The organism is Streptomyces sp. NPDC005576, from assembly GCF_042871745.1.
Taxonomy (GTDB): Bacteria; Actinomycetota; Actinomycetes; order Streptomycetales; family Streptomycetaceae; genus Streptomyces.
In genome coordinates, this window is sequence record NZ_JBIAJC010000010.1 from 300,081 (window position 1) to 322,730 (window position 22,650).

At 72.4% G+C, this 22,650-nt stretch carries 13 protein-coding genes, 1 tRNA gene, 1 other RNA gene and 1 riboswitch; of the genes, 12 read left to right on the plus strand and 3 right to left on the minus strand.

Annotated elements, in window-relative coordinates; genetic code table 11:
• Positions 1–81: 81 nt before the first annotated feature.
• A riboswitch (cobalamin riboswitch) is annotated at positions 82–161 on the plus strand.
• A gap of 54 nt (positions 162–215) precedes the next feature.
• Complete coding sequence (cobN, locus tag ACFYPN_RS20140; RefSeq protein WP_389299882.1) at positions 216–3,824, plus strand: cobaltochelatase subunit CobN; 3,609 nt, start codon at positions 216–218, stop codon at positions 3,822–3,824.
• 81 nt (positions 3,825–3,905) lie between these two features.
• On the opposite strand, the gene ACFYPN_RS20145 is transcribed toward cobN, so the two are convergent.
• On the minus strand, positions 3,906–4,688 hold the full coding sequence (locus ACFYPN_RS20145) for a VOC family protein (RefSeq protein ID WP_358761750.1): 783 nt from the start codon (positions 4,686–4,688) through the stop codon (positions 3,906–3,908).
• 179 nt (positions 4,689–4,867) lie between these two features.
• Here ACFYPN_RS20145 and ACFYPN_RS20150 point away from each other — a divergent pair, with 179 nt between their 5' ends.
• From ACFYPN_RS20150 to ACFYPN_RS20175, 6 genes are all read left to right on the plus strand, one after another.
• Complete coding sequence (locus ACFYPN_RS20150) at positions 4,868–5,983, plus strand: hypothetical protein (RefSeq protein WP_389299771.1); 1,116 nt, start codon at positions 4,868–4,870, stop codon at positions 5,981–5,983.
• 137 nt (positions 5,984–6,120) lie between these two features.
• Complete coding sequence (locus ACFYPN_RS20155; RefSeq protein WP_389299773.1) at positions 6,121–7,653, plus strand: alpha/beta fold hydrolase; 1,533 nt, start codon at positions 6,121–6,123, stop codon at positions 7,651–7,653.
• Positions 7,654–7,838: 185 nt separating this feature from the next.
• The gene (locus ACFYPN_RS20160; RefSeq protein ID WP_389299776.1) at positions 7,839–9,320 is read left to right on the plus strand and encodes a glycoside hydrolase family 76 protein; all 1,482 of its coding nucleotides are present in this window, start codon (positions 7,839–7,841) and stop codon (positions 9,318–9,320) included.
• Positions 9,321–9,478: 158 nt separating this feature from the next.
• A complete protein-coding gene (locus tag ACFYPN_RS20165) occupies positions 9,479–9,691 on the plus strand; it encodes a DUF4287 domain-containing protein (RefSeq protein ID WP_358761757.1) in 213 nt (70 codons plus the stop codon).
• A 102-nt stretch (positions 9,692–9,793) separates the two neighbouring features.
• Positions 9,794–10,255 (plus strand): redoxin domain-containing protein, encoded by a 462-nt coding sequence (locus ACFYPN_RS20170; protein ID WP_389299778.1) that lies wholly within the window; start codon positions 9,794–9,796, stop codon positions 10,253–10,255.
• A 230-nt stretch (positions 10,256–10,485) separates the two neighbouring features.
• Positions 10,486–12,225, plus strand: a complete 1,740-nt coding sequence (locus tag ACFYPN_RS20175; RefSeq protein ID WP_389299780.1) for a ricin-type beta-trefoil lectin domain protein — start codon at positions 10,486–10,488, stop codon at positions 12,223–12,225.
• 140 nt (positions 12,226–12,365) lie between these two features.
• Here the strand turns inward: ACFYPN_RS20175 and ACFYPN_RS20180 are convergent, their stop codons facing one another.
• A complete protein-coding gene (locus ACFYPN_RS20180) occupies positions 12,366–13,859 on the minus strand; it encodes a hypothetical protein (protein WP_389299783.1) in 1,494 nt (497 codons plus the stop codon).
• Positions 13,860–14,101: 242 nt separating this feature from the next.
• Between ACFYPN_RS20180 and ACFYPN_RS20185 the strand changes: the two genes are divergently transcribed.
• Positions 14,102–14,770: a hypothetical protein gene (locus ACFYPN_RS20185; RefSeq protein WP_389299786.1), complete on the plus strand. Its 669-nt coding sequence runs from the start codon at positions 14,102–14,104 to the stop codon at positions 14,768–14,770.
• Between the two features lie 676 nt (positions 14,771–15,446).
• Here the strand turns inward: ACFYPN_RS20185 and ACFYPN_RS20190 are convergent.
• Positions 15,447–15,534 (minus strand) — tRNA-Ser (locus ACFYPN_RS20190).
• A gap of 142 nt (positions 15,535–15,676) precedes the next feature.
• Here ACFYPN_RS20190 and ffs point away from each other — a divergent pair.
• The 4 genes from ffs to ACFYPN_RS20210 all read left to right on the plus strand — a co-directional run bounded on the left by ffs (position 15,677) and on the right by ACFYPN_RS20210 (position 22,339).
• Positions 15,677–15,773, plus strand: an RNA gene (gene ffs / locus ACFYPN_RS20195) — signal recognition particle sRNA small type.
• A 308-nt stretch (positions 15,774–16,081) separates the two neighbouring features.
• The gene (locus ACFYPN_RS20200; RefSeq protein ID WP_389299789.1) at positions 16,082–18,412 is read left to right on the plus strand and encodes a DNA polymerase III subunit gamma and tau; all 2,331 of its coding nucleotides are present in this window, start codon (positions 16,082–16,084) and stop codon (positions 18,410–18,412) included.
• A 132-nt stretch (positions 18,413–18,544) separates the two neighbouring features.
• Positions 18,545–19,804, plus strand: a complete 1,260-nt coding sequence (gene purD / locus ACFYPN_RS20205) for a phosphoribosylamine--glycine ligase (RefSeq protein WP_358761769.1) — start codon at positions 18,545–18,547, stop codon at positions 19,802–19,804.
• Positions 19,805–20,389: 585 nt separating this feature from the next.
• Entirely contained in the window at positions 20,390–22,339 is a 1,950-nt protein-coding gene (locus ACFYPN_RS20210) for a hypothetical protein (RefSeq protein ID WP_389299793.1), read from the plus strand.
• The last annotated feature ends 311 nt before the right edge of the window (positions 22,340–22,650 follow it).

A 22,650-nucleotide genomic window follows, 5' to 3' on the forward strand; every position in this document is an offset into this window, starting at 1 on the left:
GCCCCCTGCCGCGACGGACGCGGGCCGCTTAGGATGCTCGCGGTGGACCATTCGGTCCGCCGACGCCAGACGGCGCCATGGGAGGAAGCCCGGTGAGAATCCGGCGCGGTCCCGCCACTGTGAGTCCGGCCCGCTGACGCGGCCGGACGAGTCAGGAACTCCCGCCGTCCGACACCGCCCGGGGCGTGGACATCCCGGGGAAGGGCTTTCCCGGCATGATCCTGCTCCTGTCGACCTCCGACACCGACCTGCTGAGCGCCCGCGCCTGCGAAGGCCCGGTCCGCTACCGGTACGCCAACCCCTCCCGCCTCCCGCTCGACACCCTTCCGGCGCTGCTCGACGGCGCCGACCTCGTCGTGGTGCGCCTCCTCGGCGGGGTGCGCGCCTGGGAGGAAGGCCTCGACCAAGTGCGGGCCACCGGCCTCCCGGTCGTCGTCCTCACCGGTGAACAGGCTCCCGACGCACAGCTGATGGCCGCTTCCACCGTCCCGATCGGCATCGCCGCCGAGGCGCACGCCTACCTCGCCCACGGCGGCCCGGAGAACCTCGGCCAGCTGGCCCGCTTCCTCTCCGACACCGTGCTGCTCACCGGGCACGGCTTCGAACCGCCCGCCCCGGCCCCCGCCTGGGGTCCGCTGGAACGGACCGCCCGCACACTCCCCGACACCGCGCCCACCGTGGCGGTGCTCTACTACCGCGCCCACCACATGAGCGGCAACACCGCGTTCGTGGACGCGCTCTGTGCTGCCGTCGAGGACGCCGGGGCCCGCGCCCTCCCGCTCTACGTGGCCTCGCTCCGTACCCCCGAGGACGGCCTGATCGACGCCCTGCGCGCGGCCGACGCGATCGTGACCACCGTCCTCGCGGCCGGCGGCACCCGCCCCGCCGAGGCGTCGGCGGGCGGCGACGACGAGTCGTGGGACGCGGGGGCGTTGACCGGACTCGACGTACCGATCCTCCAGGCACTCTGCCTGACCAGCTCGCGCAGCGCGTGGGAGGAGAACGACGAGGGCGTCTCGCCCCTGGACGCGGCCACCCAGATCGCGGTGCCGGAGTTCGACGGGCGCCTGATCACGGTGCCGTTCTCGTTCAAGGAGATCGACGCGGACGGCCTGCCCGCCTACGTCCCCGACGCCGAGCGCGCCGCCCGGGTCGCCGGGATCGCCGTCCGGCACGCGCGCCTGCGGCACATCCCGAACAACGCGAAGCGGATCGCCCTGGTGCTCTCCGCGTACCCGACCAAGCACTCCCGCATCGGCAACGCGGTCGGTCTCGACACCCCCGCGAGCGCCGTCGCGCTGCTGCGCCGGCTGCGCGCCGAGGGGTACGACTTCGGGCCCGAGGCGGACATCCCGGGGCTGGTCTCCGGCGACGGCGACGAGCTGATCTACGCGCTGATCGAGGCGGGCGGCCATGACCGGGAGTGGCTGACCGACGAGCAGTTGGCCGCGAACCCGGTCCGTATCCCGGCGGCCGACTACCGCCGCTGGTACGCCACCCTCCCCGCGGAGCTGCGTACGGCGGTGGAGGAGCACTGGGGTCCGGCGCCCGGCGAGATGTTCGTGGACCGTTCGGCGAACCCGGAGGGCGACATCGTCCTCGCGGCGCTGCGGCGCGGCAATCTGCTGATCCTCATCCAGCCGCCGCGCGGCTTCGGCGAGAACCCGATCGCGATCTACCACGATCCCGATCTGCCGCCCTCGCACCACTACCTCGCCGCCTACCGCTGGATCGCGGCCTCCGCCGACGACGGCGGCTTCGGCGCCGACGCGATGATCCACCTCGGCAAGCACGGCAACCTGGAGTGGCTGCCCGGCAAGAACGCCGGGCTCTCCGCCGCCTGCGGCCCCGACGCGGCCCTCGGCGATCTGCCGCTGGTCTACCCGTTCCTCGTCAACGACCCGGGCGAGGGCACCCAGGCCAAGCGCCGGACGCACGCCACGCTGGTGGACCACCTGGTGCCGCCGATGGCCCGCGCCGACAGCTACGGCGACATCGCCCGGCTGGAGCAACTCCTCGACGAGCACGCGCAGATCGCCGCGATGGACCCGGCGAAGCTGCCGGCGATCCGCGCCCAGATCTGGACGCTCATCCAGGCCGCGAAACTCGACCACGACCTCGGGCTCGAAGACCGGCCCCAGGACGAGGGCTTCGACGAGTTCATCATGCATCTCGACGGCTGGCTCTGTGAGATCAAGGACGTCCAGATCCGCGACGGCCTGCACGTGCTCGGCAACCCGCCGGCCGGCAAGGACCGGGTCAACCTCGTCCTGGCGGTGCTGCGCGCCCGCCAGATCTGGGGCGGCACCGCCTCGCTCCCCGGCCTGCGCGAGGCGCTCGGCCTGGACGAGTCGGCCGCCACCCGCACCGCGGCCGACGAGGTCGAGGAGCAGGCCCGCGCCCTGGTCCAGGCGATGGAGGACGCCGGCTGGGACCCGGCCGCCGTCGCGGGGGTCGCGGCAGGACACCCGTCCGCCGTCGCCGACATCCTGGACTTCGCGGCCACCGAGGTGGTGCCGCGCCTCGCCGCCACCACCGACGAACTCGACCACGCCGTGCACGCGTTGAACGGCGGCTTCGTACCCGCCGGGCCCTCGGGCTCGCCGCTGCGCGGGCTCGTCAACGTCCTGCCGACCGGCCGCAACTTCTACTCCGTCGACCCGAAGGCCGTGCCCTCCAAGCTCGCCTGGGAGACCGGCCAGGCGCTCGCCGAGTCGCTGCTGACCCGCTACCGCACCGACAACGGCGACTGGCCCTCCTCCGTCGGCCTCTCGCTCTGGGGCACCAGCGCGATGCGTACGGCGGGCGACGACATCGCCGAGGCGTTCGCGCTCCTGGGCGTCCGCCCGGTCTGGGACGACGCCTCCCGCCGCGTGACCGGCCTGGAGCCCATCCCGCACGAGGAGTTGGGTCGCCCGCGCATCGACGTCACGCTGCGGATCTCCGGCTTCTTCCGGGACGCCTTCCCGCACACGGTGGGGCTGCTGGACGACGCCGTACGGCTGGCCGCCTCGCTGGACGAACCGGCGGAGCACAACTTCGTACGCGCCCACACGCAGGCCGACCTCGCCGAGCACGGCGACGAACGCCGGGCCACCACCCGGATCTTCGGCTCGCGCCCGGGGACGTACGGCGCCGGTCTCCTCCAGCTCATCGACTCCCGCGACTGGCGCACCGACGCCGACCTCGCCGAGGTCTACACGGTGTGGGGCGGCTACGCCTACGGCCGGGAGCTCGACGGGCGCCCGGCCCGCGAGGAGATGGAGACCGCGTACCGGCGCATCGAGGTCGCCGCGAAGAACACCGACACCCGCGAGCACGACATCGCGGACTCGGACGACTACTTCCAGTACCACGGCGGCATGGTGGCGGCCGTGCGCGCGCTGAAGGGCACCGCCCCCGAGGCCTACATCGGCGACTCCACCCGCCCGGAGACCGTCCGCACCCGCACCCTGGTCGAGGAGACCTCGCGCGTCTTCCGCGCCCGCGTGGTCAATCCCCGCTGGATCGAGGCGATGCGCCGCCACGGCTACAAGGGCGCCTTCGAACTCGCCGCCACCGTGGACTACTTGTTCGGCTACGACGCCACGACCGGGGTCGTCGCCGACTGGATGTACGACAAGCTCACCCAGACGTACGTACTCGATCCGGAGAACCGGGAGTTCCTCCAGCAGGCCAACCCCTGGGCGCTGCACGGGATCGCCGAACGCCTCCTGGAGGCCGAGTCGCGCGGGATGTGGGCGAAGCCCGACCCGGCCGTCCTCGAAGCGCTGCGCCAGGTCTTCCTGGAGACCGAGGGCGAGCTGGAGGGCGGGGACGACTGAGCCGGGCCCCCGCGCCCCAGCGCCTTCACGCGCCCTCACGCCTTCACGCCTCCGCGCCTTCGCAGGAGTCCGGCCGCGGACTCACATCCGGGGGTCGGGCTTCAGCAGTGCGAACACCGCGCCGAAGGGGTCCGCGAGCCAGGCCATCCGGCCGACGTCGGACATGTCGGCCGCCGGCATCAGCACGGCCCCGCCGTGGGACCGGGTCGCCTCGACGGTCGCGTCCACGTCCGTCACATGGAAGTAGGGCACCCAGCGGGCCTGCTCGCCGCCGCTGTCGTCCGCCGGAGCCGCCCCGCCGAAGGTGGTGTCCTGGAGGTCGCCGTCCTCGGTGCTCAACACCCGGTACGTCATTCCGGGCACCGGCATGTCCTGGGTGCGCCAGCCGAACAGGCCCTGGTAGAAAGCGATGTCCGCGAGCGGGTCGGGGACGTGCAGCTCCACCCAGACCAGGCTGTTCGGGGCGGAGGTGCGCCCGAGCCCGGCCGTCCTGCCGGGCTGCCAGAGCGCGAAGTCGGCGCCCTGCGTATCGGTGATCTGGGCGAGCGTGCCCTCGCCCATGACGTCCATGGGCTCCATCCGGACGGTTCCTCCGCCGTCCTTGACGGCCTGGACGGTGGCCCGGATGTCGTCGGTTTTGAAGTGGACCGTCCAGGCCGAAGACGCCCCCTCCTCGGTGAGCGGGCCGATGGCCGCCACGGTCGCCCCCTCCACCTGGAAGAACGCGTACCCGCCCGTGTCGGGCCCGGCGGAGACGACCCGCCACCCGAAGACGGCGGCGTAGAAGGTGGCGGCGGCCTCGGGGTCCGGGCTGCCGAGGTCGAGCCAGTTGGGCGATCCGGTGCGGAAGTCGGTGCCGAGCATGGGTCCTCCTGGGGTGCGGGTGGGGGCGGGCGGAGGCCACGATGCCGACCCGGCCCTGCGGCAGCCGGGCACCTGCGCGCGCGGGAAGCCGGTTTCACCCGGACGCCGGTACGGAACCGCCCCGCGGGGTTCCGCCGTTCGTCTTCCCGCGGCCACCCTCGCCGGGGACAATCACGGCCATGGTGACGACGGGGGAAACGTCCGCACGCCCCACGCGGTCGGCCGCCCGGGAGGTTCTCTCCCTGCTGGCGGGTTTCGCGGTGAGCGCCCTGTTCGGCGGCACCCTGACGGCGCTGGTCGTCGGCGTGATGGTGAAGAGCGTGGCCGTGTTCGGCTGCGGTCTCGGCGGGCTGGTGGTGGCCGTCCTGCTGGTGGCCGTCCCCGCGCGGGTGCGGGAGGCGCGGCGGAGCGTCCCGGTGCTCCGGGTCGCGCTCGCCCGGATCGAGAACCGTCGGGCCACGAACGGCGAGCTCGCCGACGTACCGGTGCGGTTCGACCTCACGGTGGCGCCCGACGACGCCCCCGCCTACCGGGTGACCGTCGACGAGTCCGTCAACCTGGTCGACCTGGCGGACTATCCCGAGGGCCGCACCGTGGTGGTGACGTACCCCGAGGCCGAGCCCTGGAAGGTGAAGCTGGAGCGGCGGCCGACGGCGGAGTGGGCGCGCAGGGCGGCCGAGGCGCGGATCGACACCGCGCCCGCACACACCCGGGTGAAGGCGGACAGCAAGGCATGGTCGGGGTGCCTGCTCATGCTCCTGGGCCTGCTGGTCGGGGTGGCCCTCGTCCTTGTCCCCTACTGGGACGATCTGCCCAGCGACTCCGACGCCCCCTCCCCGTCCTCAACCAGCACGGCGGCATTACCGGGCCCGAGCTCCGGTTCCACCTCCACGACCGTCTCCACGGTCACCGGTTCCGCGTCCTCCGCGTCCACCCTGCGCACCGGCGAGATGCGCCGCCTCGCCAACACCCTGGTCACCGGCATGGGTACGGAGATGGGCACCCGGATCACCATCGAGGAGAAGGTGATGTCGGCCGTGGGCAGCAAGGGCTTCTCCGCCGGCGGCGACTTCCCGATCAGCCTGCGCGGCATCCCGTACGAACTGCTCCCCGGACTCGTGGACACCGCGCGCACCGGGCTGGGCGTCGACTCCCCCGAGAGCTGGCGGATCGACATCACGTCCCAGGGCTCCACCCCCGCGCCGATCGTCCGGGTGACGGTCGCCGGGCACGGGAAGAGCGCGTACCTGCTGGCCGACGCGGTCGGCCGGATCACCGAGCGCCACCCGGCCTGAGCGGGTGGGGGGACCTCCTGCGCCGGGCCGCACCCCCGGGGCCTTGAGCTGCGTCGCCGGAGGATTGGGTAGGTGAGCGGTGCGGGCACGGTCTGCGTACGCCCGCATCGTTTCGTACGAGGAGGCGGAGGCGGCGCGTGACGGCTTTCCTGTTGGTGCCCGGTACGTTCACCGGAGGCTGGATCTGGGACCGGGTGGCGGAACACCTGGAGCAATCGGGCGCGACGGTCCACGCGGTGACCCTCACCGGCCTCGGGGAGGAAGCGGACCCGGTGGGCCGGGTCACGGACCTCACCACCCACATCGAGGATCTGGTGCGGGTCGTCGACTGGGTGGACGCGGCGGAGACCGAGGTGGTCCTCGTGGGCCACGACTACGGCATCCTCCCCGTCCTCGGTGCGGCGGCCCGGCGCCCGGACCGGGTCTCCCGGATCGTCAACCTGGACGCCGGGCTGCCGCAGGACGGTGAACCCGCCCTCGTCATCGAGCCCGACCCGGCGGTCCGGGAGCAGGCCGTGTCCCTGACGGCGGAGGCCCCGTACGGCACGGACGGGCCGGGGTCCGCGGTGATCCGACCGCCCTCCGCCGAGGAGTGGCGCCTGCGGGCGGGCTCGGCCGATCTGTCCGCCGAGGACCTGGAACTGCTGGCGCGGCGCGCGGTGCCGCACCCGGCGGGCACGCTCGTCGAGCCGCTGCCCGCGACCGGGGCTGCCCACGGCATCCCGTGCACGGGCATCCTCGCGTCGGGGAACGGATCGAGCATCGAACTCGTCGAGTCCCTCGTCGGCATGGGCGAACCACGCGTCCAGGCGCTCACCCGCCCCGGCGTCACCCTCGTCGAGATACCCACCGGGCACTGGCCGATGCTCTCCGCGCCCGCCGAACTCGCCGGTGTGCTGTGCCGGGCGGCGGCCGGCGAGGGCCACCGCGTCGGAGCGCGGGCAACCGGGTCACCCGTACATCTGGGGCCTTTCCTGCTGGACGTGCCCGAGCGGAAGCGCGAGCGGGACGGCCGTGTCGACCTCTACTTCCCCGACGCCGAGGAGCCGCGCCCCGCCGTCCTGTTCGTCCACGGCGGCCCGGTGGCCGCCGACGCGCGGCCCACCCCCCGCGACTGGCCGACCTTCGCCGGGTACGGCGGGTACGTGGCGAGCCTGGGCGCGGTCGGCGTCGTGCTCGACCACCGCCTCCACGGCCTCGGCGACTACTCCACGGCGGCCGAGGACCTCGCGGCGGCGATCGAACGGGTCCGCGCCGATCCGCGCGTCGACGGTGAGCGGATCGCCCTCTGGTTCTTCTCCGCCGGATCGCTCCTCTCCGCCGACTGGCTGGCGGCGCCCCCAACGTGGCTGCGCTGTATCGCGGCCACCTATCCGGTGCTGGCCCCGCTGCCCAACTGGCCCGGTTTCGGCGGGCGGTTCAGGCCTGTGGAGGCCCTGGGGGCCGTCGGCCCGCTGCCCTTCGTGCTGAGCCGGGTGGAGAGGGAACGGGCGGAGATCGACGCCACCGTCGAGGAGTTCCTGCTCGCGGCCGAGGGGACGGAGCTCCGGCTGGAGGTGATCCCCGTCCCGGGAGCGCGGCACGGCTTCGAGGCGGTCGACCACACCGACCCGGCGCGCCTGGCGGTCCAGCAGGCGGTACGCACGGTGCTGGGGCACCTGGAGGGGTGAGCCGGTGCCGGTGCCGGTGAGGTGAGGTGAGGTGGGGGCGGGACGGTCCCGGGCGGGGCCGGCGCGTCCGGCTCGTACCCCACCTGGACGGCACCGGGACCCGCCCGCATATTGACATGGACCTGATATATCAGGTCGGCTTGGTGGGTCGGCACGTCCCCCCCCCACCCGCAAGGAGTTGCCGCATGCCCCTCACCCGCAGAGGGCGGCGCCCCGCCGTCCTCGCCCTCTTCGCGAGCCTGCTGCTCACCGCCCTCCCGGCGGCGGCCGCGCACGCCGCCGCCCCCACCCCGGCGGCCACGGCCGCAGCCGCCGCAGCCGCCCTCTGCAACAAGCAGTGCGACGGCCGCGATCCCGCCGCCGCGACCTCGGACCGGGTGCCGGTGAGCAGTGCGCTGTACGGACGCACCGTCCGGCTGCATCTCTCCGACAACGATGTCATGGGGTGGGCCTCGATCGAGAGCGGCGCGGCGGGCGACGAGGTCTGGACCGACCGCTCCTTCGACGGCGGCCGGACCTGGGCCTCCGGCAGCAAGCTGGGTGACACGACCGTTCCCGCCGGATCGAGCGGCTGGCGGACCCGGATGTACAACGTCGACGACTGGAACACCGCCGGTGTCGGCGCCCTGCGCGCCTGCGGCAAGGCCGGGGACCGCCCCGAGATCACCTGCACCGGCTGGGCGCGGGTGAACTGGAACGCGTGGAGCCGCTCCACCGCCGCCTCGACCGCGCTGATGATGTCGTACGACCGGGGCACCGGCCTGTTCGGCGGCAACGGCTGGTGGACGGCGGCCAACGCGCTGACCGCCGTGCTCGACAACGCGCGGCTGAGCGGCATGCCGAGTTACCGGTACGCCATCGCCTCCACGTACGACAAGAACATCAACGCGCAGGGGGGCAGCTTCCGCAACGACTACCTGGACGACACCGGCTGGTGGGGCCTGGCCTGGGTCGCCGCCTACGACGCGACGGGCGACAGCCGGTACCTCAACACGGCTCGCGCCGACGCCGACCACATGCAGGCGTCCTGGAACGGCACGTGCGGCGGCGGGGTGTTGTGGAACCGGACGATGACGTACAAGAACGCGATCACCAACGAGCTCTTCCTCCAGCTCAACGCGGCGCTGCACAACCGCATCCCCGGTGACACGGTGTACCTGGGCAGGGCGAAGGCCGAGTGGTCGTGGTTCCAGGGCAGCGGGATGATCAACGGTGACCACATGGTCAACGACGGACTCACCGACGCCTGCGCCAACAACGGGCAGCCCACCTGGACGTACAACCAGGGCGTGGTCCTCGGCGGGCTCACCGAGCTGTACCGGGCCACCGGCGACTCCGCCCTGCTGACCACCGCCCGCACCCTCGCCGGCGCCTCCACCGTCCGGCTCCAGACCGACGGGGTGCTGCGGGAGCCAGGCGAGGGGGACGAGTGCGCCGGCGACGGCCCGTCCTTCAAGGGCGCGTACGTCCGCGGCCTCGGCAAGCTCGACACCCAGCTGACCGACCACCCGTACGCGGCGACGCTCGACCGCTGGGCCGACGCGGCCTGGGCCAAGGACCGCAACGCGCTCGACCAGTACGGCCCGCACTGGAACGGAGGCACCGGCACCACCGACTACGGCTGCCAGCAGAGCGTCCTCGATCTGCTCAACGCGGCCGGGCAGTAGGGGGCCGGGCAGTAAACGGCCGGGCGGTGGGCGGCCGTCCGGGGGTGGCGCGGGTCTGTGCTCGCGCCACCCCCGCCGTGCGGCTCAGGCCCGGTGCGTGTGAGGTGGATCACGGGACCCGACCGGTGATGTCCGGCCCGGTCCGCGGTCCACCCTGCATGACGAACCCCGTGAAAGGCCCCGCGAGTTACTTCCCCTCGATCGAGAAGACGTACGGACGCCCCGTGGCGGAGTGGAAGGAACTGATCCGCTCCTCGCCCCTGACGAAGCACGGGGAGCTGGTCGGCTGGCTCAAGACCACCCACGGCTTGGGGCACGGCCACGCCAACGCTCTGGTCGCGCACACCCTTGCGGAGGAAACGGGCAGGTGACCCACGGCGGGGCGGTGCGATGATCGGTCTCCGCAACCGCGCCCCTACGGGCGTCGTCCCGCGCTCCCACCAGCGCCACCAGCGCCACCAGCGAGGATTCCCGTGCAGAGAAGTGTCGAGACCACCGAGGGCCCGGTTGCCGTTCCTTCCGGGGAGCACCGCTGGACCGTCCTCTTCTTCATCACCGAGCCCGGTATCGGCGAGGTGCTGCCCGAGCTGGCCGGCTGCACCACGGGCCTCTGCTCGGTACGCGACAACGCCGCCCGGTTCGCCCGCGCCGATGTCAGGGTCCTGGGCGTCAGCGCCCACGCCCCCGGACACCTCGCGGAGTTCGCGGCCTCGCGCGAGCTGGGATACCCGCTGGTCGGCGACCCCGAGCTGGTCCTCGGCCGGTCCCTGGGCGTGCCCGAGGTGCGGGTGGGGGAGCGCATCCTGTTCGCTCGGGCCGGGGTCGTCCTCGACCGGGCGGGCCGGGTGCGCGCGCTGCTGCATCCGGTGGCGGACCCGGAGAACCACGCGGAGCTCGTGCTGGCGGCGGTGGAGGAGCTGGCGGCGCGGGAGTGACCGGGGGGTGCCGTCCCCCGGGCGCCGGCCCCTTGGGGTTTTGGGCAGGTACGCGTCGGGATGCTCATCGGGTGTTCCGGCTCCGGGAGGGTGTACGTGCCAAGCGTCTTGTCGAAAGCCGGAGCCGTCGACATGCTGTGCGCATGACATTCCAGGTACGTACCTGGAGGTCCCGCCAGAGGCGGCGCGGCCCGTTCGCGCTGTCACGCCTTTCCCCGGAGGTCGGACACATGCGCGTGAACTGGGCAAGGCCAAGGTCGCAGCGTGGCGGGTGGACGAAAGCACTGAGACTGCTTCCCGTCGTCGCGGTCACGGTGGCGGCCACCGTCGGCGGGACGATGAGCGCCGAGGCGTCGGTGCCCGCGCCGCCCTCCGGCTTCACCCTGACCTGGAGCGACGACTTCAGCGGCGCGTCCGGCACCGGCATCGACCAGAACCTGTGGAAGTACGACACCGGGCCGGGCAGCAGCTTCGGCACCGGTGAGATCGAGACGATGACCAACAGCACGTCGAACGTCTACTACGACGGCCAGAGTCACCTGGTACTCCAGGCCCTGCACTCCGGTTCCGACCCGCGGACCGGATGGACGTCCGGGCGGGTGGAGACCCAGTCGGCGAGCTTCGGCGCCCCGGCAGGCGGAGTCGTACGCATGGAGTCGGTCCTCCAGCAGCCCAACGTCACCACCGCCAACGGTGCGGGGTACTGGCCGGCGTTCTGGATGCTCGGCGCGCCGCTGCGGTCCGGTGTCACCTGGCCCAAGTCGGGCGAGGTCGACATCATGGAGGACATCAACGGGCGCAGCTCCGACTTCAGCACCATCCACTGCGGCGTCAACCCGGGCGGCCCGTGCGGCGAGTCGACCGGCATCGGCTCCGGTGAGCGCGCCTGTTCGGGCTGCCAGACCGGCTTCCACGACTACGCGGTGGAGATCGACCGCTCGATGTCGCCGGAGCAGGTCCGGTTCTACCTCGACGGGAACAACTTCTTCACCGTCAACGCCAACCAGGTCGACGCGACGACCTGGGCCGACGCGATCGACCACCCGTTCTACATCATCTACGACCTGGCGATCGGTGGCGGCTTCCCGGACGCGTTCGGTGGCGGCCCGAACGCGGCCACGGTCTCCGGCGGCAAGCTGGTGATCGACTCGGTCGCCGTGTACAACAAGGCGCCCGGATCCGGATCAGGCGGCAACACCGGCGGTACGGTGACCGGCCAACCGATCACCGGTCCGGGCGGCAAGTGCGTGGACGTGGCGGGCAACGACGTCGGCGGCGACGGCGCCGCGGTCCAGCTGTGGGACTGCCAGTCCGCGGCGAAGGACCAGCACTGGACGTGGAGCGGCCAGACCTTGCAGACCCTGGGCAAGTGCCTGGACATCGCCGGTGGCAACAGCGCCGGGGGCACCCGACTCCAGCTCGCCACCTGCAACACCGGCGGCTACCAGTCCTGGGTGCAGCAGAGCGACGGCTCGCTGAGGAACCCGACCAGCGGCCGGTGCATCGACGCCCCGAACGGTGCCACCGCCAACGGCACGCGCCTCCAGATCTGGGACTGCAACAGCTCCGCCGCCCAGAAGTTCACCCTCGCCGCCCCGATCGTCGGTCCGGGCGGCAAGTGCGTGGACGTGGCCGGCGACGACACCGGCAGTGACGGCACCGCGGTCCAGCTGTGGGACTGCCAGTCCGCGGCGAAGGACCAGCACTGGACGTGGAGCGGCCAGACCTTGCAGACCCTGGGCAAGTGCCTGGACATCGCCGGTGGCAACAGCGCCGCCGGTACAAAGCTCCAGCTCGCCACCTGCAACGGCAGCGGCTACCAGAACTGGACCGCCAACACCAACGGCTCGATGTCCAACCCGACCAGCGGCCGGTGCGTCGACTCCCCGTCCGGCGCCACCGCCAACGGCACCCGCCTGCAGATCTGGGACTGCAACGGGGCTGCGGCGCAGAAGTTCGCACTGGGGTGAGCGGCGAGGCGCCTCGAAGGGTCACGTAGGCGGAGGGCCCCGCAGCTGGCTGCGGGGCCCTCCGGCCTGCTGCCCGGCGAGAGCAGGGGCGGGATTCCCGGTTGAAGCGGTCGACCCCGGATGGGGAGCGGGCCTTGAGGTCAGGCGTCGGCGGGGTCGGGTACGTCGTCCCAGCCGCTCGGTTCTTCCTCAGCGTGTTGCTGAGGTGGAATCCCGAGGGGATGGGTGCAGCGCCACATGGCGCTTTCCCCGGTCCCGGAGCGGACGGTTTCCTTGAGGCCCAGGTGGTCGCATCGGGTGCACGCGTCGATGACTTCACGGTTGTACACCCAGCGGATCTTCGCGTGCAGCCGCCGGAAGCCGGCGAGCGCGAGGGGTGCTGCGTGCCAGCGCGGGGTTTCGTACTCGGGGATGGAGTGGTGGAGTTCGATCGCCCTGTCGATCTTGGCACGGAGGCTTGTCACCGAGGCGGACGCCGCCTCCGGCGGCCCCATCCGAGGGTTGCGCTCCTTCCACGCCGCAGCAGAGTCGGCAGCTCGCCAGGCGAAGCAGATCATCTGACCAGAGGTGTACCCGTGCTCGAAGCCTTCGCGGATCACCTCCGCGAGCTCCTCGCGCCGCGCTTCGGGTACTTCGGGGTAACCGTATTTCTTGGTGAGCAGGTTGTTGAGATAGCCGGCGATATCGGTGACCTCCATCCGGTCCATCAGCACGGTGAAGGCATCACGCGCCGCAGCTCCCTGGGGCCCGGGCTGAGTCTGGAGGAGGTACGTGATTTTCTTGACGCGCTCTTGTGCGGTGGCAAGGCATCCGACGACCCGCCACACGACTTCGGTGGAGAAGAATGCGATGCCGTCGTCCTGGGTGAGAGTGAACGCCCGCGGTGGACTCTCCGGTGCGATAGCAAGCAGCTTCGCATCGTAGAGGGCCAGGAATAGTTCCCTGTCCTGCTCGGTGTCACCCGTCCAGCCCAAGGGGCCGACACTTGCGAGACTGGGAAGTGCCTTGCCGGGGTTACGTGTGGCGTAGCTGATCAACGCTACGTAGAGGGCATGGGCCAGAGGACTGTCCGTCGGGAGCAAGCCGGTCGGCTCGTCCTTTCTCTCTTCCGCCTCGACCGTTCGAGCAACCAGGCGTTGAAGCCTCTCAGTCTTCTGCTGCTCACGCTCTTGTTCGATGCGTCTCTGTTCGGCGGCGCGTTGTTGCTGCTCGGTCTTTTCTCGCTCCCGGATCGCCCCGCAGTCCCGGCAAAGGAAGAAGGGAGCCTCCGCGTCGAGGTACTTCCCGCCGACCTTGTTGGCCCAGGACCGGTTGGGGACGGTGATCGGTTCGGAGCAGTTCGCGCAGGGGCAGTTCAGGAGGATGGCGTGCGAGTGCGTCGTGGCCATCGAGCCGATGTCGCCGGCTACGCCGATGCTGCTGACGGTCCGGGCCCAGGTGCCGTCGTCTTTGATTTCCCAGTAGAGGGCGCTGACTTTCTGGGCGTCCTCGGGAGCATCGTGCTTGATCACGACGCGGAGGCGGGGAGCCTCTACTGGAAACTCCCGAACAATCGGCTCCGGGGCAGCCGGTGGCCGTTGTGGCTGCTTCTTCTTGCCCCGTTCCCGCTTGCGGCGGCGTTCGCGCTTACCCACGCGTCTGTTCCTTGCTCATGTGTGGATGGTGGCGTATGTCCGGTGCGGTAAGGGCGAGTTTCTGGTTAATGGGATGATCTCTGGAGTGGATCCGACGGGAAACGCCGGCCGGTCCGGTTCGTTACGGTGCCCGCGCTGTTGTCCGGAAGAGCCGTACAGCCCAAATGCTTGGCCGCTACGCGACGGAAGGCTGACTCGGCGGCGCTCTGTTGCATGTCGGCGGTCGTCCCTACCGTTGAGGGATGGCACAAGGGGTGTGGCACACCGGACATGGCCTGGAGATCAATCCGTCCCTCCCCGACCTCGGTCACCCGAACCGTCCCGAGCTGCTGGGGGAGATCACAGTCGGGGTTTCCGGGCGCGAACCACAACTGCTCGAATGCCTCGCACATCACGAGGGTCGGGCATGCCTGTCGGAGGCCGGCGGGAAGTCACCGTGGCTGTTCATCCGTCGCGGCCGGGCCGGAGGCCGGAGGCCGCTCGTGGCCTCGCACCTGCCGAGCACACACAAGGCGACCCCGGCGGAGAGCGCGCAACACAAGGTCACCAAGGAGCGGGTCGTCGAGACCGCCGCACGGCACGGCCTGGGCGCCGAGGCCGACGTCCGTACGGCCAACCGGCGGAGCGTCTCGGACGCCGTCGTCACCGGCCCTGGTGGGCCGAGTGTCGGCTGGGAGATCCAGTACCACCATCTCAGCCCCAGCAGCGTGCGCCGCCGTTCGGCGAACGCTGTCGAAAACGGCATCCCCCATGTGTGGGTGGCCAAAGATCGCACGGCTTCCCTGATCGACCGGCGCCCCGTGGGCGCGTGTGGACGACATGCCGTGGAGGGACATCGCCGGCGGCAAGGAGATGGTGATCCGCGGCGGGTACCGGCACCTCGAAGTCTGGAAGTGCGTGCCGAGCAGTGAGCGCCACTGCCTCGTCAGCGAGGGGCCAGTCACTGCGGGGCGATTCACGCGGACTGGTTCGTGCCGGAGCTGTGCCTCCCACAGAGAAAGCCGGTCTTCATCGAGGACCTGGTCCTGCGGAGCGCTACGGAGGAAAGCGTATCGGTCTACCTGCCCAGTCGGAGCAGCGGTCGCGCTGGGCGGCACATGTGGGTGTCGGCGGCCGATCGCACGCAGTGGGAGGAGATCGTCGGGGAGAGAACTGCCCCGCCCGCGGCGCCGGTCGAAGAAGACGACGACGTGATCACCTTCGCCGAACAGGAGGTCGACCGCAGCTGCCGAGCAGGCGAAGACGGCTGGTGCGGCAGCGACGCCCGGCCTCTCCGCGATCTCGATCAACCGACAAGTGGCTTCCCCCTCCTGCGTCTGCCGGTCCAACGCTCCGACGCGGATCACTCCTGTCGAGCGGACGGCAGCCCCGCAGCGCTGGGCTGCCCACCATGGGAGCTCGGGCTGTGCGCCGGCTGCAGCCAGATGATGCGGCGGCGCGGTGAGAACGCGGCCATGTACTGCAACGTGTGCCGGGCAATCCTCAACAGGCGGTAGCCGGAAACTGTGATCACCACTGCGACCGCCAACGCCGAAGGGCCCCGCAGCAAGCTGCGGAGCCCTTCGACGTATTGCCCGGTGAGAGCAATGGCGGAGGATACGAGATTCGAACTCGTGAGGGGTTGCCCCCAACACGCTTTCCAAGCGTGCGCCCTAGGCCACTAGGCGAATCCTCCGCCGCAAACAATACAAGACGTTGAGGGGTGCTCGCGAACACGTTCCCCGGAAGATCGTCGGGACGGGGTCGTGTGGTCGGATCGGGGGAACCTCGGGGCCGGGCGGGTGGACCTGGGGGGGTGGGGATCGGCTAAGGTGGGCGTCAGCCCCTCACGTGGCGCTATCTGACTGAACTCCCCCAGGGCCGGAAGGCAGCAAGGGTAGGTTGGCTCTGGCGGGTGCGTGGGGGGCCCTTGTGTTTTCCGGGGCCTGTTCGGTGGCCCGGAACGCAGCCTGTCGTGGGCGGGCGCAGCGGTGGGCTCGTTGGTTCCCCGTAGGCGGTCCCGGCCCCTGGGAGCCGAGCTCGGCCGTACGTGCGTGAGTCGCCGCCGTACGCGACTGAGCCGCCGTACCGCACCCGGCCGCCCCCGGCCCGCGTGTGATCTCCCCGCCCCGCGTGTGATCTACGTCTCGTCGTTCCGTCGGGGGCCCGGTGTGACCAGGGTCCCCGGGCGGGCGGGCCCGATGCGGAGTCGGTTGTCGGTGCGTCCCGATAACCTCGTAACTGTGTCGTCCCTTGCGCTGTACCGCCGCTACCGCCCCGAGTCGTTCGCCGAGGTCATCGGTCAGGAGCATGTCACTGACCCGCTCCAGCAGGCCCTGCGGAACAACCGGGTCAATCACGCGTACCTGTTCAGCGGGCCGCGTGGTTGTGGAAAGACGACCAGTGCGCGCATTCTCGCCCGCTGCCTGAACTGTGAGCAGGGGCCGACGCCGACGCCGTGCGGGACGTGCCAGTCCTGTCAGGACCTGGCGCGCAACGGCCCGGGTTCGATCGACGTCATCGAGATCGACGCGGCTTCGCACGGTGGCGTGGACGACGCCCGTGACCTGCGCGAGAAGGCGTTCTTCGGGCCGGCTTCCAGCCGCTACAAGATCTACATCATCGACGAGGCGCACATGGTCACCCCGGCAGGGTTCAACGCCCTGCTGAAGGTGGTCGAGGAGCCGCCGGAGCACCTCAAGTTCATCTTCGCGACGACCGAGCCCGAGAAGGTCATCGGCACGATCCGGTCGCGCACGCACCACTACCCCTTCCGGCTCGTCCCGCCCGGGACCCTGCGGTCGTACCTCGCGGACGTCTGCGACCGGGAGAACAGCGCGGTCGAGGACGGTGTGCTGCCGCTCGTCGTACGCGCCGGGGCCGGCTCGGTCCGTGACTCGATGTCCGTGATGGACCAACTGCTGGCCGGTGCGGGCGACGACGGCGTGACGTACGCCATGGCGACCTCGCTGCTCGGTTACACGGACGGGTCGCTCCTCGACTCGATGGTGGACGCCTTCGCGGCCGGCGACGGCGCGGCGGCCTTCGAGGTCGTGGACCGGGTGATCGAGGGCGGCAACGACCCGCGCCGGTTCGTCGCCGACCTGCTGGAACGCCTGCGTGACCTGGTGATCCTGGCGGCCGTGCCGGACGCCGGGGAGAAGGGGCTCATCGACGCCCCCGCCGACGTGGTGGAGCGGATGTCGGACCAGGCGTCCGTCTTCGGAGCGGCCGAGCTGAGCCGCGCCGCCGACCTCGTCAACCAGGGGCTGACGGAGATGCGCGGCGCGACCTCGCCGCGCCTCCAGGTCGAGCTGATCTGCGCCCGGGTGCTGCTGCCCGCCGCCTTCGACGACGAGCGGTCGTTCCAGGCGCGGCTGGACCGCCTGGAGCGGGGCGGCGCCTTTGCAGCAGGGGCAGGGGCAGGGGCAGGAGCCGGAGCAGGGGTACCGGCACCGGTCATGGCGGCACCGTCCGCGCTGGGGTACGTCCCCGGCCCGGAGGCCCATCCGCCGATGCCGGCTGCGCCCGCCGCCCCGTACAACCCGCCCGCCGTCGCGCAGCCTGCCGCAGCGCCGTACGGACCCCCGGTCACGCAAGCGCCGGCCCCGCAGAACCCGGCCGCGCAAGCCCCCGCTCCGCAGCCCCCCGCGCCGTCCGCCGAGTACGGCCAGCAGCCTCCGGCCGAGGCGCCGCCCGTTGCTCAGCGGCCCGGTGCGTGGCCCACCCCGGCCGCTGCCGGTGGTGGGGAGCAGGCCCGCCGCCCCGGTGGGTGGCCGACCGCCTCGACGCCCGGTGCCGCAGCGCCCCGCCCGGCCACTCCGGCCCCCGCCCCGTCCGCTTCCGCTGCTCAGACGCCCGCCGCCCCGGCCGGAGGGCAGGACATGGTGCAGGGCGCCGGGCAGGTGCGGAGCATCTGGCCGGACATCCTGGAGGCGGTGAAGAACCGCCGCCGCTTCACCTGGATCCTGCTCAGCCAGAACGCCCAGGTCACCGGTTTCGACGGCACCACGCTCCAGATCGGTTTCACCAGCGCGGGCGCCCGCGACAACTTCGCGAGCAGCGGCAGCGAAGAGGTGCTGCGGCAGGCGCTGGCCGAGCGGTTCAACGCCCAGTGGCGCGTCGAAGCCATCGTCGACGCCTCCGGCGGTGGTGGCCAGCCGACGCAGGGCGGCGGCGGACGCCCCGGCGGTGGCGCGCCCGCTTACCAGGCCCCGGCGTACCAGGCCGCGCCCCAGCAGTCGTACGAGCAGCGGCCCGCGCCCGCAGGAGCGCCCCAGCAGCCCTATCAGCCTCCGTCGTCCCCCTCGTCGCAGCAGTCCCCCCAAGGCCAGCAGTCCGACCAGTCCCCGCAGTCCCAGCAGCACCAGGGGGGTGGGTCGGGACAGGGCGGTTCCGGGTCGGCCCCGGCGGCGTACGAGCGGTCCGCGCCCGAGCCGGTGCACACGGTCGCGCCGGAGGACGACACCCCGGAGGCCGACGATCCCGACCTCGTCGACTCGGCGCTCTCCGGGCACGAGCTGATCGTCCGCGAGCTCGGTGCCACGGTCGTGGAGGAGTTCACCAACGAGTAGCGGGGACCCGGGCGTCCGGGCGCACCGAGCGGGCCTTCGGGCGCCTGCCGCGCGCCCCGGTCCGCCGGAGCCCCCCGTCCACGGACCGGCGGCCGTCGAGGCCCCGCGCCCCCGGCGGTTAGGCTGCACACCGTGAAGGTCCTCGTCATCGGCGGCGGCGCCCGCGAACACGCCCTGTGCCGCTCTCTTTCCCTCGACCCCGAGGTCACCGCTCTGTACTGCGCTCCCGGCAACGCCGGTATCGCGGAGGTGGCCGAACTGCGCCCGGTCGACGCGCTCGACGGCGACGCCGTCGCGCGCCTCGCCACCGAACTGGATGCGGGGCTGGTGGTCGTCGGCCCGGAGGCGCCGCTTGTCGCCGGGGTCGCCGACGCCGTGCGCGCGGCCGGTATCCCCTGCTTCGGCCCGTCCGGTGAGGCGGCGCAGCTCGAAGGCTCCAAGGCGTTCGCCAAGGACGTCATGGCCGGGGCAGGCGTCCCGACCGCCCGGAGCTACGTCTGCACCACCGCGGACGAGATCGACCACGCGCTCGACGCCTTCGGCGCCCCGTACGTCGTCAAGGACGACGGGCTCGCCGCCGGCAAGGGCGTCGTCGTGACCGGGGACGTCGAGGTGGCCCGTGCCCATGCGCTGGCCTGCGACCGGGTGGTCATCGAGGAGTTCCTCGACGGTCCCGAGGTCAGCCTCTTCGCGATCACCGACGGCACCACCGTGGTGCCGCTCCAGCCGGCCCAGGACTTCAAGCGCGCCCTCGACGGCGACGAGGGTCCGAACACCGGCGGCATGGGTGCCTACTCCCCGCTGCCGTGGGCGGACCCGAAGCTGGTCGACGAGGTCATGGAGACGGTTCTCCAGCCCACCGTCGACGAGCTGCGCCGACGCGGTACGCCGTTCTCGGGTCTTCTCTACGCGGGCCTCGCGCTGACCTCGCGCGGCGTGCGCGTCATCGAGTTCAACGCGCGCTTCGGCGACCCCGAGACCCAGGTGGTCCTGGCCCGTCTGAAGACGCCGCTCGCCGGTCTGCTGCTCGCCTCGGCGAACGGCACGCTGGACGAGGTACCGCCGCTGAACTGGCTCGACGACGCCGCCGTCACCGTGGTCATCGCCTCGCACAACTACCCGGACACCCCCCGCACCGGCGACCCGATCGAGGGTCTCGCCGACGTGGCGGCCCAGGATGCCCCGCACGCCTACGTCCTGCACGCCGGGACGAAGGCGGACGGCCGTACGGTCCTGAGCGCGGGCGGCCGGGTCCTCTCGGTGACCGCGACCGGCCCGGACCTCGGCACGGCGCGCGAGCGCGCCTACGCGGCCCTCGGCCGCATCCGGCTCGACGGCTCCCAGCACCGTACGGACATCGCGCAGAAGGCCGCGGAGGACGCCGGGGTCTGATCCGGGCCCGGCCCCGCGCCGTTCCCCCGGGGCCCGGCCGGGTTCGACACGGCCGGTCCGGTACGGCGGTCCTGTACGGCCGGGGCCTGTACGGCCGGTCCGGTACGGCGGTCCTGTACGGCCGGGGCCTGTACGGCCGGTCCGGTCCGGACCTGTACGGCCGGGCCGCCCTGAGCGCCCGCCCCGTCTTCACGTCCCACCCCCGCGTGACCCAGTGGCGGCCGAGTGACACCTCGGCCGCCACAGGCGTGTCCGCAGGTCCCCGCAGGCCTCACCACCGCACCGTTCGTCCGCGTACGAGTCGGTCGCGTACGAGCTCCCAGTGCGCCGGAGCACGCCCCCGCGCGTGCGCTGTGCGCGCGGGGAGAGGGCTTGCCCATCCATGGCGATAAGTCAGCAGCTTTGCCCAAAGCCATTCCATCGGGTGACGGCTGCGCCATCCGGATGACGGCCGAGAAACCCCCAACTAGGGTGCGGCGCAAGGATTCCGGCACTTGGCCCACTGACATTGCGATGTCCGAGGGCGGTGCCACAGTGGGGGAGTGAGCAACACCGTCGCGGGGGCAGAGGGGGTGACTTCCGGTCGTGTCCGGTACGGAGACTGTTGAGGACCTGGGCATGCGGGCCGCCCGGGCGAGGGCCCTCGCGCTGCTGCGCATCCGCAGCCGTGCGGTGGCGCTGGCGATCCTGCCCGCGGCGGTGGCCGTGGTCATGATCGCCGCCACGGCGCAGGGACGTCTGTCGGGCGTCGGCTGGAACACCGCCCGCTGGGTGGTGGGCGCGACGGCCGTCGTCTTCCTGCTGCTGGCCGCGGGGGTCGCCGTCACCGTGGCGCGGGCCCGGCCGGCGCTCAGCCCGACCGTCGCGGTGGACGAGAAGTCCGCCCCCGATCTCTACCGGCTCGTACGCGAGCTGGCCGACCGCATGGACGTGCCCGCGCCCTCGGCCATAGCGCTCACCCCCGACTGCGACAGCTGGCTGGAGGACCGCACCCATCCGACGGCACGGACCGGGCGCACCGCCGGAGCCAGGGAGCAGGCCGGTGAGCGGCGCGACCGGGAGCGGGCGGCACCGGTGCTGGTGATCGGGTCCCCGTTCCTGTGGTGGATGCGCGTCGATGAGCTGCGGGCGGTACTCGCCCCCGTGGTCGCCGGTACGGGCCTGGCCGCGCACCCCGACATAGCGGCCGCCCGCCGGTTCGTCCGGGGCCTGGACGGCGTCGTCGCGGACGCCGGAGCCCCCACTCCCGGGACCGCGCGGTCAAACGTTTCACCAGTCGGCGCGCTCGGCCGGCTACGGCGTGCCTTCACCGGCTGGGCCGCCCGGCTGCTGCTCCGCAGCTGTCGCGGGCACGCCGCCGAGATGGAACGCTGCGTCGCGCTCTCCGCCTCGTTGCGCGCCCAGGGCGTGGAGTACGGCGCGCGCGCCGTCGCCCAGGAGCAGGTCGGGCTCGTCTACGCGGGCTGGGACCGCCTGCTGACCCGCGTCGCGCTGCCCGCGTGGCGGATGGGCCGGTGGCCCGCGCGGCTGGACGCGGGAGTGGTCTCCGCGCTCACCGAGCTGTCCCGCCGCGACCGGCTCGCCGAGGGTTTCACCGCGCGCCTGGGCGAGCGCCCCGCCTGCGATCTCCTCGAAGAGCCCGGTCTCGCCGACGAGGCGGCCTCCCTGCTCGCCGCGAGGCTCTTCCACGGTGCACCGGCCCGGGGCGGCGAGTGGTCGCCGGTCGACTGGCAGCGGTATCCGGAAGAAGTCGTCGACCGGAAGTGGCGTACCGAGGCGGCCCGCCTGCACGGCGTCATGGACTCCCTCGGCATGGGCTCCCCCGGGTCAGGCCCCCTCGGCACGGGCCCCGACTTGGCGGGCCCCGACACGATGGCCCCGGGCGCACCGGCCTCCGGCGCCACCTCCCCGGAGCGAGGCCTGGGAGCGGCCTCATCCACGCTCGGCTTTCTTCCCGCCGGTCCCGCCGCCGTACGTCCCGCCGCCGTCCGTACCGCCGACGCGGGCGCCCCCACGCTGGCCCGGGTCATCGACCACCTCGCGGCCCGGGGCGGGGGCGAGGAGCTCGCGGCAGCCGTGGGAGCCGCCGTCGCCCGCGAGGAAGCCGCGGAGGCCACCGCACGCGCCGAGACGGCCGCCGGTACGGCGGACGGTGCGACGAACAGCCCGACGAACAGCACGGCGGCTCCCGGCACGGCGAACGGTGTGGCGGGCGGGAACAGCCCGGCCGTGGACCCGCTCGACCTCTGGGGTCCGGGCCCGCTCCCGCTCTTCCCGCTCCAGCCGCCCCGTACGGGTGCGGAACTGCTCGCCGACCACGTCACGGCCATGGTCTGCTGCGCGGCCGTGGACACGGCCGGCGCGGCGCCCGGCCTCGACTGGCTGGACGGTCCAGCCCTGCTGGTCGACGGGGCGCGCCGGGCGGATCTGGGCACTCCGGTGCTCAGCCTGGTGGAGGACGGCGACGCGGAGCCGCTGCGCTCCTGGCTCGCAGAGCTCGGCATCCGGGAGGACAAGCCGGTCCGCCTGGTCTGATCAGCTGGACAGCTGCCCAGCCGTCCAGCTGTCCAGCTGTCCAGCCGCGTGGCCGTCCCTCCTCGTGGCCGTCCCTCCGCCCAGCGGTCCCTCGATCCCGCCGTTCCTCCGGCGCTCATGCGTGTCCGTGTGCCCCGCGCGTAGCCAACACGCCCCTCGGATACGGAAATGTGTCCCACTCCGCCGCAACAGGCCCTCCGTATACGGAAATATGGCACCGTGTACGCAATCGGTCCGCGCACGCGGTGCCGAAAGGGCTCCGTCCCGCGCCCCGCGCACGCGCCCTCGTCCGGCGCACACCGCCGTGCGCG

Coding starts and splice junctions, on each gene's coding strand:
- ACFYPN_RS20160 (WP_389299776.1), top strand. CDS start 7,839: ATGCCCCTCACCCGCAGAGGGCGGCGCCCCGCCGTCCTCGCCCTCTTC.
- ACFYPN_RS20175 (WP_389299780.1), top strand. CDS start 10,486: ATGCGCGTGAACTGGGCAAGGCCAAGGTCGCAGCGTGGCGGGTGGACG.
- ACFYPN_RS20145 (WP_358761750.1), bottom strand. CDS start 4,688: ATGCTCGGCACCGACTTCCGCACCGGATCGCCCAACTGGCTCGACCTC.
- ACFYPN_RS20165 (WP_358761757.1), top strand. CDS start 9,479: ATGACGAACCCCGTGAAAGGCCCCGCGAGTTACTTCCCCTCGATCGAG.
- cobN (WP_389299882.1), top strand. CDS start 216: ATGATCCTGCTCCTGTCGACCTCCGACACCGACCTGCTGAGCGCCCGC.
- ACFYPN_RS20185 (WP_389299786.1), top strand. CDS start 14,102: ATGGCACAAGGGGTGTGGCACACCGGACATGGCCTGGAGATCAATCCG.
- ACFYPN_RS20150 (WP_389299771.1), top strand. CDS start 4,868: ATGGTGACGACGGGGGAAACGTCCGCACGCCCCACGCGGTCGGCCGCC.